The following is a 16,571-nucleotide window of genomic DNA, read 5'->3' on the forward strand; positions in this document are numbered from 1 at the left end:
ATGAGCCAAGACGCGCCAGCCCGGCCAGCCGCTCGTGCCCTGCCGATCCTCGCAGTCCTCGCCCTCTTTAGTGGGATGGCCCTTGCCCAGCAGGTGCCGGCCGCCACGCCCGCCGACCTGCCGGTCACGCGGTTGGTGCTGTTCACGAACGGCGTCGGCTACTTCGAACACGAGGGTACCGTCGTCGGCGATCAGGTCCTCACCCTCGACGTGCCCAAGGACGCGATGGACGATCTGCTGCAGAGCCTGGTGCTGCAAGACCTCGACGGCGGCAGCGTCAGGCCGGTCCGTTACACGGCTCAGGACCCGCTGCAGCGGGTGCTCGACAGCTACCAGATCGACGTCTCGTCGAACCTGAACGTAGCTGACGTGCTGGCGCAGACGCGCGGCGCGAAGGTGACGCTCGTTGGTGGCCGCACGCTGACCGGGACGGTCGTGGGCGTGGAGCGCGAGCAGGTGCCCGAGCAGGCACCGCGAACCTTCCTGACCCTCGCCACCAGCACCGGCCTGGTGCGCGTGGCGCTCGACGAGTTCGAGGAGGTGCGCTTCGACGATCCGAGGCTCAAGGCCCAGCTCGACGAGGCACTCGCGGCCATCGCGGCCCACGCGGGCGAGGACGTGTCCAAGGTCACCATCAGCTTCGAGGGCGAGGGGACGCGCCGCGTGCGCGTTGCCTACTTGCGCGAGATGCCCGTATGGAAGAGCACCTACCGCCTGGTCGTCGGCGACGACGGCAAGGGCACCCTGCAAGGCTGGGCCATCCTCGACAACCCGACCGACGTGCGCCTCGAGGACGTGAAGGTGAGCTTCGTGGCCGGCCAGCCGATCTCGTTCGTCACCAGCCTGTTCGAACCGATCTACGTGACGCGGCCACGCGTCGAGACCGAGCGGGCCGGCAACGTCGTGGCCCAGGTGGACGCCGGCGCAATGCCGTACGCTCCCGCGCCGGCACCGGCCATGGCCGCCCGGGGGGTGGCCGACATGGCCATGGAGTCCAAGGCGGCGCCCGACCTGACCGGAGCCGGCGTCACGGCCATGGCCACCGGCAGCCGCGGCGGCGCCTCGTTCAGCTACGACGTCTCACAACCGGTCACCGTTGGCCCTTACGAGTCGGCCATGGTGCCCATCGTCGTCACCGACGTAGGCGCCACGCCGCTGACGGTGTTCAACCAGTCGGTCATCCCCGACCACCCGCTACGCGCGGTGCGCCTCTCGAACGATACCGGCCTTCACCTCGCGGCGGGCACCGTTACCGTCTACGATTCGAACGGCTTCGCCGGCACGGCGCAGATGTCCGACCTCGTACCAAACGACTCCCGCATCCTGCAGTACGCCGTCGATCTCGACCTCACGCTGCTGCGCACGACAGGCGACGCCACCGACCGCGTCGTGTCGGTGAAGCTCGCCGGCGGGCTCGTAGAGACCACCGTCGCCACCCGCCAAACGACGAAGGTGGCGATCAAGTCGACCACCACCGAACCGCGGTTTCTCGTAGTCGAGCTACCCCGCCCGGCCGGCTACGACGTCGTCTCGCCCACTCCCCCTCCTGCCATCACCGGCGCCAACTACCGCTTCGGCGTGGCCATCAACGGCGGCACGGACCCTGAACTCTTGGCGCAGCTCAGCTGCAATGCGGGCGAGGAGTGCACGTTGGAGGTCGTGCTCGAACGCACCGACCTGCGCACCACGTCGCTGGCCAACGTCAACGTCGACACGCTGGCCTTCTACCTGGAGAACGTCCGGTTGAGCGACGCCGACCGCGCCGTCATCCAGCAGGTCGTCGACCTCCAACGCCAGGTGAGCGCCAAACAGCGCGAGCTAGACACCACGACGCGGAGCATCGACACCATCCACAACGAGCAGGACCGCATCAGACAGAACATGGCTGCGCTCGACCGGAACTCGGCGCTGTACCGCCGCTACGTCTCCGACCTCACGGACCAGGAAGACCAACTGGCCGACCTCCTGGAGCGCGTCGGACAACTGCGTGGCGAGCTAAGCTCGTTGCAGCAGCGCATAGCGGACCTGATCGCGGGGCTCGGGGGCTAGCCGAACCCGTTCCGACCGCCACCCCGCGGTAGTGTGGCCCTCATGAGCCGTGCTTTCGTGAAGGAGGACGCCGACAGCGAGGACGTGGTGGTCACGCACCGCGCACCCCTGCCCGCCGGCGTCCCCAACCTCGTCACGCCGGCGGGCCTGGCGGCGCTGGAGGCGGAACGCGACGCGAAGCTCGCCTCCCTGGAGGACTTGAAGGCCGGCGAGGTCACGGGTGAAGCCACCCGCCGCCTGGCCGCGTTGGAGGAGGAGCTTCTCCTCTTGCTCGAGCGCCTAGCCAGCGCCAAGGTCAGCCCGCCGCCCGACGACCGCAAGCTGGCCGGCCTCGGAGCCACGGTGCGCGTGCGCTACCTGGGCGGCCCGCAGTCCGGCCAGACCTCGGAGCTGTCACTCGTCGGCGTCGACGAAGCGGACCCGCTCGAGGGCCGCGTAGCCTTCGTCGCGCCCGTTGCCCAGGCCCTGATGGGCCGGCGCGAGGGCGAGGTCGTGACGTTCGAGGCCGGTGAGAATACGCTTACGGTCGAGCTCGAGAGCGTCGAGTATCCCGCGTAGGCGGCGCACCGGACGCACCAGACGCACCGGGCGCACCTGGCGCACCGCATAGAGCGCACCGGACGCACCGGACGCACCGGGCGCACCGGGCGCGCGTATCAGACGCGACTAACGGAGCTACCCTTTTCCGTGAACGCCAAGGGGACTTCCCTCAGTTCCGCCAGCGCGGCCCGCACCGCCTCGACCTGTCCGTCCGGGCAGCACACGAGCACGAAACCCCCGATCTTGCCGCCGGGAAGCTGCGCGGTGGCACCAACGGCGTTCACCCGGACCACCAACGACCTTACCCAGTCGTCGACGAAATCGCCTGGCAGCCGCTGTTTGAGGCGCTGCTGCTCACCGACGCACCGCGCCACGCCGGCGAGATCACCGCCGCTCAGGGCGGACGTCAACTCGAGCGCCACGGCCTTGATGTCGTGCAGCACCGGCAGCGCTTGGTCGAAGCGCGCCAACAGCGCGGCCAGGGAGGTGCGAGTGGCGCCCCGCCTCGGCGTGGCGAAGAGCAGTAGCGAGCCGAACAAGGTGCTCTGGAACTCGTCCGGGAGTTCGAGCGGCACCTCGGTAACGCTCTCGCCCCTGTAGGCCAGGCAGCGCAAGCCGCCGCGGGCCGAGATGTTGGCGTCGTGGTACCCCGAGGCTCCGGCCAGCTCGTCGACCTCCAGCCGCGCCGCCCAGGCGCCCAGGCGTGCGGCGTCGACCTCCTCGCCCCTCGCCGCCAGCGCCGCGTGCACTAGGGCCGTGCAGATTGCGCCCGACGCCCCCAAGCCACTGTGCCCCTCCACGTCCAGCCAGACACCCAGGCGCACCGGCGGGTGTACGGGGTCCACCGATGCGAGCGCGGTGCGCACCAGCTCGTGCCTGACTTCACCCACGGTGCTCGCCTGGTCGACCCGGCCCTCGGCGACCACCTCGAAGCGCCCGTCCACGCTCGGCAGCCAAGTCACCCGCGCCGCCAGGCCGATTGTCGCGCTCACCGTCAGGCCGCCGTGCGCGTCGGCGTAGGGCTTGAGGTCGGTGAGCCCCCCCGCGAGCGGTACGCGCAGTGGGGCCCGGGCCACGAGCATGCCGCTCAGCCCTGCCGCTTGAGCGTCAGTAACTGCGTGACGACGTCGGCCACGTTCGCCTCGGCCGAGGGGAAGGTGCCCCCGATGTGTAGCCGCCGGCCGAGGCACACGAAGCCGACCTCGGCCTCGCCGGCCTCTATCAGTAGTTGCAGGTTGGGCAGGCACCGGTACTCGCCGGAGTCCTCGGCGCGCCCGGCCAGCTCCGTGAGCAGCCGCCGCTCGAACTTCCACACGCCGCCGTCGGAGAAAGGACCGGCGCCCTGCCACACCCTCGTCACCAGCGTGCCCTCGGCCGAGACCTTCACGTCGGGGCCGCTATCCTCTTCCTCTACCAGGGTCAAGGCGTTGGGGGCCCGGTGGTGGAGCAGGGCCGCGAACAGCTCGTGCGGGGCGAACACGTCGGCCTGCCACACGAGCACCGGACCGGACTCCGGGTCAAGGTGCGGCGCCACCAGGCCAAGGGCGTGACCCGTGCCCAGGGGCCGCGGTTGCTCGACGTAGTTGATCTCAAGCCCGCCAAAGCGAGCGCCGAAGTACGCCCGCACCTGCTCCTGGAGGTGACCGACCACCAGGTGGACCCGCTCCGCCCCCGCCACGGCCGCCTCGGCCATGCTCAACTCGAGGAACGGCCGCAGCCCGACCGGGTACATGCACTTCTGCAGGTACACGCCCAAGCGCCCCATGCGGGTGCCGGTCCCAGCTGCCAGGCAGACGAATTCCATGTTCAGCCCTTCGCGGAGCCGCGCGCCGCCATCAGTCGGCGTACGCTCCCAGCGCGCTGGTCAGTTCTTCTGCCATGCGCTCGCGCACGGAGAGAGGCGCCATGACCTCCACGGAGGACCCCCAGCCGAGCAGCCAGGGCAGCAACTCGAGGGGTTGGCCGTTCGAGTCTACGGTGCCGGTGAGGTATACGATCCGCCGGCCGTCGGGCGCCACTTCCCCCAGCCGCAAGTTGCGGTCGAAGCTCTCCGTCATGCGCCTCGCCACCGTCTCGCCGACGTGCAGGGTGATCTCGATCTCCTCCCCCATGACGATGCCGAAGGAGGAGCCCAGGCGGCCGCTCGGGTCGAAGTCTTCCGGGATCTCGTAGGTAGCGTCTCGCAACTGCACCTGCGTCATGCGCGCAAGCTTGAAGATGGCGACGTCGTTGCGAACGGTGCGGTCGAACGCCAGCACGTAGGGCTCGAGGTTGCGGCGGTTCAGTTCGTAGAAGTAGATCTCGAGGTCTCGGGGCTGCTTCGTGCCGGAGTGCGCCGACTCGTACGTGCAGCGCAGCACGCGCTGCTGGAACCAGGCCTGCGCCACCAGGTCGAGCACGCGGTCCTCCGGCGCCGACTTGAGGCCCTCGACGCCGTCCAGCAACGACTTACGCGCCCTCTCGGGCACTTGTTTCGCCAGCTTCACCAGCGCCGTGCGGTAATGCCGCTCACCCACGCCCGTGTGCAGCAGCAACCGGGTGGCGCTGTACACGGCCAGGGCTTCCACCTCGTTGAGGGCGGTGGCCTTCTGGGGCACCCAGTAGCGGTGCCGGTCGTCTTTGCGGAGCTCGACGCCCATGTGCTCGGCGAGCGTGACCAGGTCGCGCTCGATCGTGCGGCGGCTAAAGCCGTGCTGGGCCGCCAACTCGACCACGGTGCGGGGCCGCAACTCGAGCTCCTCGCGCAACGTAGCGAGACGCTGCGCCTTGCCCACGGTACGGTTCACGCCCCGAGGTTACCCCGTGAGGCGGCCGCCGCGGCGTCCTGCTCGCGCACCCTACGGAAACGGCGCGCTTCAGGCCGCGGTCCAGCCCCCGTCGGCCGCGAGTAGCGCGCCGCTGATCATCTTCGCCTCGTCGGAGACCAGGAACAGGGCGGTGTTCGCGATGTCCTCGGGTTGCAGCTGCGCGGGAATCAGCCCGTAGTAACGCTGCAGGCGGCTGCTGCCGTACGGGTCCATCTTGGCGGCGTCCACGCTAGCCATGATGTTGGTGACCACTGCCCCCGCGAGGATGGCGTTGCAGCGGATCGCCTTGGGGCCGTACAGGAAGGCGGTGTTGCGGGTGAGGCCCACTATGGCGTGCTTCGACATCGTGTACGCCGCGCCGGCCGCGGCGCCACTGACGCCCGCCACGCTCGCGATGTTGAGGATCACGCCACCCTTCTCGCCCATGGCCCTGATGCCTGCGCCACTGGCGAACACTGGCCCGTCGACGTTGACGCCCATGACGCGCCGGTAGACTTCCTCGTCCATCTCGGCGGCCCCCTGATTGATGTCCATGACGCCCGCGTTGTTCACCAAGATGTCGAGCTGGCCGTACGCCGCGACGGCCGCGGCGACCATCGCCTCTACTTCGGCGCGCACCGCGACGTTCGTCTTCAGGCCCCGCATCTCCCCGCCCGCCGCCCTGACCTCGTCGGTAACGCCTTGCAGGCTCGCCTCGTTCCAGTCGGCACCGAACACCTTGGCGCCCTCGGCCGCGAACCGTATCGCCATGGCGCGACCCATGCCCGAACCTGCGCCCGTGATAAGCGCCACCTTGCCTGCTAGTCTCATGATTCCTCCGCATCGGGGCCCCGGTCAGGCCGTAGTCACCGAGCTTTGCGCCGTGCCGGGCCTCTGCACCAGGCTACGCTCCCCCGACGCGCAACACCTGAGCAGAACCCCTACTTGCACGTAGGAGATTCACCTACCCGACACCTAGCGAGCATCATCAGGGCGCCGCGGTGAGTGTAGAGTATGCAACTGCCACGACGCACGTGCAGCAACCGGGAGGAACCTCATGGGCAGGGCTTCAGGAACGAGCGCCCGAAGTAACGTCGAACACCGTTTCTCGAGAACTCGCCGCCGAGCCACGGCCCTACTGGCGTGCGTAACGCTCATGACGGCGTTCGCCCAGACCCCGCCCGACCCCGACGTCCTGTTCGCGAACCTAGAGGGCGCCTTGGCCGAGGCGCCGAGGGCGAACTTCCAGGTGGACGCCGCTCTCGCGACGCTGGGGACGCCGGGCGAGGTGAGCGTCGAGGCGATCTTCGACTTCGTGCGTGACGACTTCGGCTACGTGCCCTACCGGGGTGCGCTGAAGGGTGCCGCGGGTGTGCTGATGGACGGAGCCGGCAACGCCCTCGACCGCACGTTGCTCCTCAAGGCCCTCCTCGAGGCTAACGGCGTCAGGGCCATAGTTGCCCACGCGACGCTCGACGCCGACGCGGCGGCTGCGGGAGTCGCGGCCCTCCGGACGCGCCCAGCCACGCCCCCGGCGGTGGCGCCACAGACCGACCCGATCGAGCGCCTTGCCGCGCTCTACGGGCTGGAGCCGGCGGACGTGACCGCGCGCCTGGAGCACGCCGTGACCGCCGCCGCCGCTCTCGAGCGCAGCATCGACGAACGCACCGATTACCAGAGCGAAGCGCTGCTCGCGGCCCTCGAGGCGTCTGGGAAGCAGGATTCCTTCCTCACCGCGGAGAGTCCGAGCGCTCTAGAGGCCGTTGCCGATCACTGGTGGGTGGAGGTCGAAGGCGACAACGGCTGGCTCGACCTCGACCCCACCCTGCCCGACGCACGGATCGGCACCAGCCTGGCGCCGGCCCAGCTGCGCTTCGACCTCACCGACCTGCGGCTCCTGGCGGCCGTGGACGGCTCCTGCCGTGACCTCTCGTGCGGCGACCGCCTGCACCGCGTGAGGGTCGCGGTGGTGGCCGAAACCTGGGACGGCGAGGAGTTGACGGAAACGGAGGTCGCGGCCACCGACCTCCTCGCCGCGGAGGGCGCCGAACACGCCGCGGCCTTCGCCGCGCTGCCCACCGACTACCCCGACCCCGATCTCTACGCCGAGCCAGATGCGACCACCGCGTACCGGGAGGCACTCCTCGCGATCACCGAGTGGCGCCCGACGCTGTTCGTTAACGACGTCACCTTCGGCAAGTCCACGGTGAACGCCGACGGCACCATCCGCGAGGACGGAGGTGGGGGCGGCGCCGGCGCGTTAGGCGGCGGCATCGGCGGGATGTTCGGAGGCTTCGGCGGATCCACCGCGGGGGCCGAAGACGAGTCCGCAGGCGCGTTCACCGCACTCTGGCTCGATTACACGGTCACGGCTGCGGGAGCCTTCGAGACCACCTACCGCCGCGAGGTCTTCGACCTGCTCGGCCCGGCCGCGAGGGCGGCCGGCGTCACCGCCCTCGAGCTGACCGAAGAACAGCTCCTGGAGCGCGCGGCGGCCCTCTCGGGACAGACGGACATCGTCGTCGCGGGCGCCGGCCTCCCGCCGGAGGCGGTCGAGGCCGCGGCGCTTAGCCGCCTGCTCAGCGACGAGAACGCCTGGTTGGAGGCCTACGCGGTCGACGGCCCGTTGCCACCGAGAATGATCGCCGAGCGTTTAGCGGGCATCGCGCGCTCGGTGACCCCGCTCGAGCGCTTCCAGCAGCTCCGCGGAGCCCACATGACCGCCACCCAGACGGCGCCCCTGGTCGTCGCCTACCACCGCAGCCTGGCGCCCGACTTCAGCGTGGCCGCGGCCTTCGACTTGGTGTCGGGCGGCGTTTCCACGAGCGACGCCGCGGATGCCCGCAGGGCTCAGCTCGTGCAGGGCGTGCGCGACACCGTCTTGGAGGCCCTGCTTCAAGAGCAGTTGGCCGATCCCGCCGAGCCCGCGCAGGGTCCGGCCGCGGTGTCCACCGCGTTCGCCTCGGACCTGGTGGCGGGCCGCCCCTGGCAGGTCGTGGCCTCGGCTTCCGAGCTCGACGCCGCGGCGCCGAACCTCGTGCCTGACCTGCGCGCTCGCGTGCTGGCCGACCTGGCGGCGGGCCGCCTGGCGTTGGTGCCGGCCGGAGGCGAGGATGCGGTGGGGTGGTGGAGCCTCGACCCGGCAACAGGCGCGGTCGTCGGCATGGGCGATCGAGGTTGGGGCCAGGCCTTCTCCGAATACTCGGAGCAGGCGGACGTCATACTTCAGTTGCGCACGGTTCTGAACCAGTACGCCTCCATCGGCAGGTGTCTGGGCATGACCATCAGCCTTCCCTTGCAGGGCTACGCTCAAGAGGGCAAGGATGCGCTGGCGGAGTGCATCTTCACCACGGTCTGCTCGGGCGTCAACACCGGCCTGAGCATGCTCCCCAACATCAACACGACCTGGACTACCGTCATCTACATGGCCACCATCGACGCCCTGTGGGGAGGCGTGCCGGAGCTCGGCTACGGGGGCCTCTGTGGCGGCCTGTTCAAGAAGTTGAAAGGCTGAGAACGGACCCGGTCTGGCCGCCGGTCGAACCTAGACGAGGCCGCGTTCGAGCGCCCACCTGACGAGCTCGGCGCGCGAGCGCACCCCCAGCTTCTCCGAGGCCCTCTCTCGATACGTCGCGACGGTCTTCTCGCTGAGGCTGAGCTCTGCGGCTATCTCGCGGTAAGTGAACCCGGTAGCGATCCCCTTCACGACGTCTCGTTCGCGCTCGGTAAGCTGGGCGGTCCGCCGCGGGTCGGGGTTCGCGAGGGCGCGGGACAGTTGGGCCAGTAGCCTGGCGGGAACGTAGTACTCGCCCCGGTCGACGGCCAAGATGGCGTCGACCAGCTCGGTCTCCAGGGAGGTCTTGGGTACGTACCCGGACCCGCCGCCGTCGAGGAACCGCTGAACGTACTCGGGGTCCTCGTGCATGGAGAGGGCAACGAAGCGGGCCTCGGGCAGTGCCAGGCGGAGGTCGGCCAAGGCTTCGATTCCGCTGCGGCCGGGCAAGGACAGATCGAGCAGGACCACGTCGGGCGTCTGCGCCTCGGCGAGTTGCAGCGCCTCCTCGGCGGAACCTGCCTCCGCAACGACGTCGAGCTTCACGCTGGTGGAGTCGTGTAGTTCGAGCAGCGACCTCACTCCCGAGCGCACCAGGGCGTGGTCGTCGACGAGCATCAGCCTGATAGTGTGCCGCTTCATGCCCTTACGCTATAGGGCCGGCACTCGCGCGTAAATGGACGTTCCTCCCCCCCGGGAACTCTCTACGCTCAGCTCTCCACCGAGCGCCAACACCCGGGCCCTGGCGCCCGCCAGGCCGATGGGGGCGGCGAGGCCACTGGCGCCCTCCAGGATGCCGACCCCGTCGTCCTCCACGACCAGGTGGAACCAGCCGCGAACTGCGGTGAGCACCAGGGAGGCGTTCTCTGCCTGTGCGTGCTCTACGACGTTCGCCAGCGCCTCCTGGGCCACCCGGAACAGCGCGACCTCCGCCTCGGGCGCCCCGCCCAAGGGCCGGCGTGGCCGCTCCGGAACGTCGGCCAGCACGGTGATCATCACGTTACCTCGCTGCTCCGCCTGGCGCGCTTCCGCCCTCAGCGCCGCCGGAAGGCCGAGCTCGTCCAGGGTCGAGGGCCTCAGTTCCAGCGCGATGCGCCGCACGGCGTCCAGGGCCTGGGACGCGAGCTCCCGCAAGTGTTCGCGCTGCTCCGCCACGGCGCAGTCATCGAGGCTCTGCAGTCCGAGCAACATGGCCTTCAGCGACTGACCCACGCCCTCGTGAAGCTCCGCCGCCACCACGGAACGTTCGCGCTCCTGCGCTTCGAACGCGGCGCGCAGCAGCTCCGCATGCTGGGCGGGAGTGAGCGGGTCCACGCCAGGGCCTCAGCCGGCGACGTCGTCCAGTGGCGTGGCGACGCGGGCCGGCACGGCCACCCGCTCCCCCGCGCCCTCGGCGACGGGCCGCACCATCATCACGGGCACGTGAACGCGCCTGAGCACCTCGCCGGCCACGCTGCCGAGAAGCATCCGGCCCAGCCCCGAGCGGCCACGCGTGGCCATGACGACCATCCCGAAACCTTCTTCCTTGACCACGTCAACGATCTCGGCAGCAGCGTCACCGAAGCGCACCACGGGTACTACGTCGAAGCCGGCAGCGTCGAGCCGGCGCGCCTCGCCCAGGACCTCCTCCTCGAGGTTCGCGATGGCGCCCTCGTAGACCTGGCTGTAGTAGACGGGAGGCTCGTCCGAACGCCAGCCGTCACTGGCCGACCAGCCTTCGACGACCAGCGGCCTGGATGGGATGGGGTTGTGGCCCTCCGGCACGGGCGCGACCCTGAGCAGGGTCAGGGAGTGCGTCTCCGGACGCAACACGTCGATGACGTAAGGGATGACCTGCCGGGAGAACTCGGAGCCGTCGAGCGGGATGAGTACCCGCACGCGCTCGCTCTTGCTGGCGGCGCTCATGTTTGCTACCTCCTGATCGGGCCAGGGGCCCTTCCGTCAGCCCTCTTTGTCCTCTTCGCCACGCACCAGCAGGAACGGTTTGCTGGAGCGGCGCAACGCGCCCTCGGCCACGGACCCGAACATCCAGCGGTTGAACCCGCGGCGTCCGTGAGTGCCCATGACGACCAGGTCGTGGCCCGTCTCGGCCTCGTGGATGGCCTTGACCGGGTCGTTGTGCTCCACCAGCTGGGTCTCCGCCACCACGCCCATGTTCTCCGCTCGCGTCTTGGCGCCCTCCAGCAGCGTTATGGCCGCCTCCCGCAAGTCCTGGTAGAGCTGGGCCGAGTAAGGCAGGGTCTCGGGGGTGGCGTACCCCGCAGTGAGGGGGTTCTCGAGGACGTGGAGGAACGTCACCTGGGCGCCGAGCTGCTTGGCCAACTCCAGCCCTTGCGCGAGCGCCAAGTCGGAGCAGGCGCTCCCGTCGGTTGGCATCAGGATCTTCTTGTACATCACAGACCTCCCGTAGGCGCAGTGGCCTGACACCAGGTTACGACCTCCGCACACCGCAAGGCAGGGCCGACACCCTACAGGGGCGTGGGAAATCCACCTACGCCTGGGTTTCGCCATTCGCCCCCGCCGCAAGACCACGCGCGCGAACGTATGATGCGAGGCATAGGACGCCTGGAGGTAAGCATGCGAATCCTGCATCCGACCGACTTCTCGCAGCCGGCCCAGTTGGCTTTGGCCCTGGCGCGTGACCTTCGGCGCCGCTCGAACGGGAGCCTGCACGTAGTGCACGTTCAGCAGCGCTTCGAGTCGGACAGCACCAGGTTGCGCTCACAACTCGACAGCCTGAACCCGGAGCTGAGCCGCCGCGCCGACGAGGACCGCAACCTCGAGGTCGAACGGCTGCGTGGCATGCTCTCGCACGTCTCCAGCCCGGACGCTACCAGCGAGCTCTTGTGGGGCAACCCCGTCGAGGAGTTGCTGGCGATGCAAGAACGTTTCGACATGGTGGTGATGGGCGCGCATGGCGCCAGCCGCTTCGACAAAGTGTTCCTCGGCGGCGTTGCCGGGCGCTTCGTTCGCCGCGCCCACGTGCCCGTGATCACGGTCAGGGACGAGGCCACCGTCGGCCAGCTTCAGCGCGTGTTGGTGGCCACCGATTTCGGCGAGCCCTCCGCGGCTGCCTGGGAGCTCGTACGTTCTTGGGCTCCTTGGGGCGTCGAGGTGGTGCTGACTCACGTGATAGACGACGAGAGGCTGAAGGACGACGCCGACCACATGCACGAGGTCACCACGCAGATGAGCGACCTGTCGCAGGGCGTAGCCTCGCGCCTGGTGGTTCGCTCGGGCAATCCCGTCACGGTAGTGCCGCAGATAGCTCAAGAAGTGGGGGCGGACCTGATCGCCATCGGCCTGCGGCACCATAGCGCTGCCGCGGGACTCCTCCTCGGCAGCCGGGCAGATGCGTTGATTCGCTCGAGTTCGGTGCCTATCCTCAGCGTGCCCGTCACCGTGCCCTGAGGCGAGACCTCTGAAACCAGGCGTCTGAAACCAGACGACCCGAAGCCAGCCCCAGAGGCCTGGCCCCCGAAGCTAGAAGACGGTGCCCTAGACCCCCGCCCGCTCGAACTGGTCCTGCACCAGTGCGCGGGCCTCGTCCTGCAACTTCGCGAGGCGCTCCTCACCGGCGAAGCTCTCGCCGTAGATCTTGTAGACGTCCTCCGTGCCCGAGGGCCGAGCGGCGAACCAGCCGTTCTCGGTGATGACCTTGATGCCGCCGATGGGCTCGCCGTTCGCGGGCGCCTTGGACATCACCTTCACGATCTTCTCGCCGGCCAATTCGCTCATGCCGGCCGCCTCCAGGGCCTCGGCGGTGAGGGCGCCGAGCACCTTCTTGCGTTCCTTCGACGCCGGCACGTCGATGCGCGCGTAGGCGGGGTCTCCGAAGCGCGCGGTCAGCTTCGCGTAGCGTTGCCCAGGATCCTCACCGGTCTTGGCCTTGATCTCGCAGGCCAAGAGGCCGAGGATGAGGCCGTCCTTGTCGGTCGTCCAGGGCGCGCCATCCTTCCGCAGGAACGCCGCGCCGGCGCTCTCCTCCCCCGCGAACCCGTAGGCGCTCGTGAGGAGCCCCTGCACGAACCACTTGAAGCCTACGGGCACCTCGGCGACCTCGCGTCCGAGAGACTCGGCGACCTTGTCGATCATCGAACTCGACACGAGGGTCTTGCCCACCTTCGCGTCGCCGGGCCAGTAGCTGCGATGCGTGAACAAGTACTCGATGGCAACCGCCAGGTAATGGTTCGGGTTCATGAGGCCATGGCTCGGCGTCACTATTCCGTGGCGGTCGGCGTCGGGGTCGTTGCCGAAGGCCACGTCGAAGTCGTGTTGCATGTGGATCAGGTTGGCCATGGCGTCGGGCGACGAGCAGTCCATGCGAATCTTGCCATCGTGATCGACGGGCATGAAAGAGAAGGTCGGATCCACCACGTCGTTGACGAGCGTCAGGTCGAGCTTCCAGCGCTCGGCGATGGGGTTCCAGTAGGCGAGGGAGGAGCCGCCCAGCGGATCCACCCCCACCCTGACCCCGGCGGCGCTGATGGCCTCCATGTCGACGACGCTGCCCAGGTCGTTGACGAACGGCGCTACCAAGTCGCGCTCCTCGAACGCGCCGGAGGCGCGGGCCTTGGCGAGCGACTGGCGCTTGACGCCGGTCAGGCCGGCCTCCAAGTAGGCGTTCGCGGCCTGCTGGATCTCGCCCGTTTCGTCGGAGTCGGCCGGGCCCCCGTGGGGCGGGTTGTACTTGAAGCCACCGTCGTTCGGGGGGTTGTGCGAGGGGGTAACGACAACACCGTCGGCGCGGCGCGATGCCGGCACCATGGCCGGGTGCTGCCCCGTAGCCAGGTTGTGCGTGAGGATCGCGTGCGAGATGACGGGGGTCGGTACCGGGGCGAAGCCCTTGGCGGCCACGACCGAGACGCCGTTGGCGGTCAGCACCTCGAGGGCCGTGACGAGCGCTGGAGTAGACAGCGCGTGCGTGTCGGAGCCGAGGAACAACGGTCCGCCCAGGCCCTCACGCTTGCGCCGATCGGCGATGGCCTGGCAGATGGCGAGGATGTGATCCTCGTTGAAGGTGCCATCCTCGCTCGTGCCACGGTGCCCGGAGGTGCCGAAAGAAACGCGTTGCGCGGCGACGGACGGGTCGGGCGCCTGTGCGTAATAGTCCGTCACGAGCCGTGGGACGTCGATAAGAAGCGACCTGGGCGCCTTGCGACCGGCGAGTGGGCTACGGTTCATGCATCGACCTCCAGACGGTCCAGCGAACGACCCAACCTGGCCGATACGCTGCGGACGCGTTCCTCAACGTTACAACCTGCCACTAGTGACCGCAGGAACGGTTGCCCCTCGGCGCCCCGTCAGACCAAACCCACCGCGCTTATGAGAAGTCCGTGAATGGTAGGCTGGCGGCTGCCTCATGGGCGCGTGGCCGCTCCTGGCCGAGGATCACTCACGCCGGCGCAGGTTACGCGACTGCCTCGAATAACAGTCCGTGGGCGCGCAGCAACGACGGCGCCCGGGCATCTCGCTGGAGGAAGCATGGATCTGTTGATCACCCTAGTACCCTTGGCCGCCGTAGTGGCGTTGCTGGCGGCCTTCCTGCTGGCGCGGAACGTCATGGCCGCGCCGACGGGCGACGCGCGCATGGTCGAGATCTCCGACGCCGTGCGCCAGGGCGCCGGCGCCTACATGAACCGCCAGTACAGCACCATCACGGTGGTGGCCGTGATCATCGCGGCCATCTTCGCCGTCGTGGCGCTCACGTCGGGTAATGACCACGACCGCACCATGTGGTGGTGGACCACCGCCGGCTTCGCCGTGGGGGCGCTGTTCAGCGCCATCAGCGGCTACGTGGGCATGAGCGTCGCCGTGCGCGCCAACGTGCGCGTGGCGCAGGCCGCGCGCGGCGGCCTCGCGGGGGCGCTCCGGATAGCGTTCAATGGCGGCGCGGTAGCCGGCCTCGCCGTGGCGGGTCTGGCACTCCTAGGGGTGTCCGGCTTCTTCTGGCTGTTTCACATAGTGTTGGACCTCAAGAACCCCGTCGAGCCACTCATAGGCTTCGCCTTCGGCGCTTCGCTGATCAGCCTCTTCGCCCGTGTGGGCGGCGGCATCTACACCAAGGCCGCGGACGTGGGCGCCGACCTCGTTGGCAAGCTCGAGGCCGGTATCCCCGAGGACGACCCCCGCAACCCCGCGGTCATCGCCGACAACGTCGGCGACAACGTGGGCGACTGCGCCGGCATGGGCGCCGACCTCTTCGAGACCTACGCCGTGACCGCCATCGGCGCCGTGTTCCTCGGCTACCTGTTACCGGGCACGGGCGTCGTAACGAACCTCGTGCTCTACCCCCTCCTGCTCGGCGCGATCGCCATCATCGCCAGCATCATCGGCACGCAGTTCGTGCGCCTGCCCGAGGGCTCCAGCAACATCATGGGCGCCCTCTACAAGGGTGTCTTCGTGAGCGCCGGCATCAGCGTAGTGGCCTTCGCCGGCCTGACCTACGCCATGTTTCACGACTTCGACTTCTCGGTCCTGGGCCGCGAGATGGGCTGGGGGTCGCTGTTCGTCTCCAGCCTCATCGGCATCGTCGTCACGGTGGCCCTGATGTTCATCACGGAGTACTACACCAGCACCCGCTACGCACCGGTGAGGCGCGTGGCCAAGGCGTCCATCACGGGTAGCGCCACCAACATCATCTCGGGCCTGGCCGTTGGCATGCAGTCGACTGCCCTGCCCGTGATCGTCTTGGTCCTCGCCATCTTCCTCTCCTACTCGGTGGCCGGCCTCTACGGCATCGCGGTGGCCGCCGTGGCCATGCTTTCCGTCACCGGCATGGTCGTCGCCATGGACACGTACGGCCCCATCACCGACAACGCGGGTGGCATAGCGGAGATGGCCGACCTACCCGCCGAGGTCCGCGTCAACACGGACGCGCTCGACGCCGTCGGCAACACCACCAAGGCCGTCACCAAGGGCTACGCCATCGGCTCCGCCGCACTGGCCGCCCTCGTGCTCTTCGCCGACTTCGCCGAGCGCCTGAAGCTCGTCGACCCCGAGCGCTACGGGATAGGTGCCTTCAGGCTCGACGACCCGATCGTACTCGTAGGCCTCCTGATCGGCGCCATGCTGCCGTTCCTCTTCAGCGCCTTCCTCATGGAGTCGGTCGGCAAGGCCGCCGGCGCCGTCATCGAGGAAGTGCGGCGCCAGTTCCGCACCATCAAGGGAATCATGGAGGGCACGGCCAAGCCGGACTACGGCAAGGCGGTGGACATCGTCACGGCCGCCGCTCTGCGGGAGATGGCGTTGCCGGGCATCATGGCGGTCGCTGCGCCCCTCATCGTTGGCTTCCTGTTCGGCCCGCTCGCCCTCGGCGGCCTGCTGATAGGCGTCATCGGCTCGGGCCTCATGATGGCCCTCATGATGAGCACCGGCGGCGGCGCCTGGGACAACGCCAAGAAGTACATCGAGGACGGGAACCACGGCGGCAAGGGCTCCGAAGCGCACGCCGCCAGCGTGGTCGGCGATACCGTGGGCGACCCCTACAAGGACACCGCCGGGCCGTCGATCAACCCGCTCATCAAGGTCATCAACACGGTGGCGCTCATCTTCGCGGGGATCATCGCGACGGCAGGCGGTTGGCTGCTGTTCTGAACCGGGGACCCAAGGGTGGGGCCCTTCGGCGGCCCCAAGTTCTCAGT

General features: G+C 69.0%; 14 protein-coding genes. 5 read left to right on the forward strand and 9 right to left on the reverse strand.

Annotation, left to right across the window (positions count from 1 at the left end; genetic code table 11):
- On the forward strand, positions 1–2,049 hold the full coding sequence (locus ROY82_09845) for a hypothetical protein (GenBank protein MDT3682756.1): 2,049 nt from the start codon (positions 1–3) through the stop codon (positions 2,047–2,049).
- A gap of 42 nt (positions 2,050–2,091) precedes the next feature.
- Positions 2,092–2,607, forward strand: coding sequence for a GreA/GreB family elongation factor (locus ROY82_09850; GenBank protein ID MDT3682757.1), 516 nt, complete (start codon positions 2,092–2,094; stop codon positions 2,605–2,607).
- 98 nt (positions 2,608–2,705) lie between these two features.
- Here ROY82_09850 and ROY82_09855 read toward each other — a convergent pair whose 3' ends face one another.
- The 4 genes from ROY82_09855 to ROY82_09870 all read right to left on the reverse strand — a co-directional run bounded on the left by ROY82_09855 (position 2,706) and on the right by ROY82_09870 (position 6,206).
- The gene (locus tag ROY82_09855; protein MDT3682758.1) at positions 2,706–3,671 is read right to left on the reverse strand and encodes a hypothetical protein; all 966 of its coding nucleotides are present in this window, start codon (positions 3,669–3,671) and stop codon (positions 2,706–2,708) included.
- Positions 3,672–3,676: 5 nt separating this feature from the next.
- On the reverse strand, positions 3,677–4,393 hold the full coding sequence (locus ROY82_09860; GenBank protein ID MDT3682759.1) for an NTP transferase domain-containing protein: 717 nt from the start codon (positions 4,391–4,393) through the stop codon (positions 3,677–3,679).
- Between the two features lie 31 nt (positions 4,394–4,424).
- Positions 4,425–5,375: a WYL domain-containing protein gene (locus ROY82_09865; protein ID MDT3682760.1), complete on the reverse strand. Its 951-nt coding sequence runs from the start codon at positions 5,373–5,375 to the stop codon at positions 4,425–4,427.
- Positions 5,376–5,444: 69 nt separating this feature from the next.
- Complete coding sequence (locus ROY82_09870; GenBank protein ID MDT3682761.1) at positions 5,445–6,206, reverse strand: SDR family oxidoreductase; 762 nt, start codon at positions 6,204–6,206, stop codon at positions 5,445–5,447.
- Positions 6,207–6,531: 325 nt separating this feature from the next.
- Here ROY82_09870 and ROY82_09875 point away from each other — a divergent pair, with 325 nt between their 5' ends.
- On the forward strand, positions 6,532–8,889 hold the full coding sequence (locus tag ROY82_09875) for a transglutaminase domain-containing protein (GenBank protein ID MDT3682762.1): 2,358 nt from the start codon (positions 6,532–6,534) through the stop codon (positions 8,887–8,889).
- Positions 8,890–8,919: 30 nt separating this feature from the next.
- Here the strand turns inward: ROY82_09875 and ROY82_09880 are convergent, their stop codons facing one another.
- The 4 genes from ROY82_09880 to ROY82_09895 are packed head-to-tail and all read right to left on the reverse strand — an operon-like array spanning position 8,920 to position 11,322.
- The gene (locus ROY82_09880) at positions 8,920–9,570 is read right to left on the reverse strand and encodes a response regulator transcription factor (GenBank protein ID MDT3682763.1); all 651 of its coding nucleotides are present in this window, start codon (positions 9,568–9,570) and stop codon (positions 8,920–8,922) included.
- Positions 9,571–9,579: 9 nt separating this feature from the next.
- Positions 9,580–10,242, reverse strand: coding sequence for a histidine kinase (locus tag ROY82_09885; GenBank protein MDT3682764.1), 663 nt, complete (start codon positions 10,240–10,242; stop codon positions 9,580–9,582).
- Between the two features lie 9 nt (positions 10,243–10,251).
- Positions 10,252–10,833: a universal stress protein gene (locus tag ROY82_09890; protein MDT3682765.1), complete on the reverse strand. Its 582-nt coding sequence runs from the start codon at positions 10,831–10,833 to the stop codon at positions 10,252–10,254.
- Between the two features lie 36 nt (positions 10,834–10,869).
- Positions 10,870–11,322, reverse strand: coding sequence for a universal stress protein (locus ROY82_09895; GenBank protein ID MDT3682766.1), 453 nt, complete (start codon positions 11,320–11,322; stop codon positions 10,870–10,872).
- Between the two features lie 183 nt (positions 11,323–11,505).
- Here ROY82_09895 and ROY82_09900 point away from each other — a divergent pair, with 183 nt between their 5' ends.
- Positions 11,506–12,339 (forward strand): universal stress protein, encoded by an 834-nt coding sequence (locus ROY82_09900; GenBank protein ID MDT3682767.1) that lies wholly within the window; start codon positions 11,506–11,508, stop codon positions 12,337–12,339.
- Positions 12,340–12,426: 87 nt separating this feature from the next.
- Here ROY82_09900 and pgm read toward each other — a convergent pair whose 3' ends face one another.
- Complete coding sequence (gene pgm, locus ROY82_09905; GenBank protein ID MDT3682768.1) at positions 12,427–14,112, reverse strand: phosphoglucomutase (alpha-D-glucose-1,6-bisphosphate-dependent); 1,686 nt, start codon at positions 14,110–14,112, stop codon at positions 12,427–12,429.
- Positions 14,113–14,412: 300 nt separating this feature from the next.
- On the opposite strand from pgm, the gene ROY82_09910 reads away from it, so the two are divergent.
- Positions 14,413–16,524, forward strand: coding sequence for a sodium-translocating pyrophosphatase (locus ROY82_09910; protein MDT3682769.1), 2,112 nt, complete (start codon positions 14,413–14,415; stop codon positions 16,522–16,524).
- Positions 16,525–16,571: the final 47 nt, after the last annotated feature.

This window comes from Truepera sp. (genome assembly GCA_032027045.1).
Taxonomy (GTDB): domain Bacteria; phylum Deinococcota; class Deinococci; order Deinococcales; family Trueperaceae; genus JAAYYF01.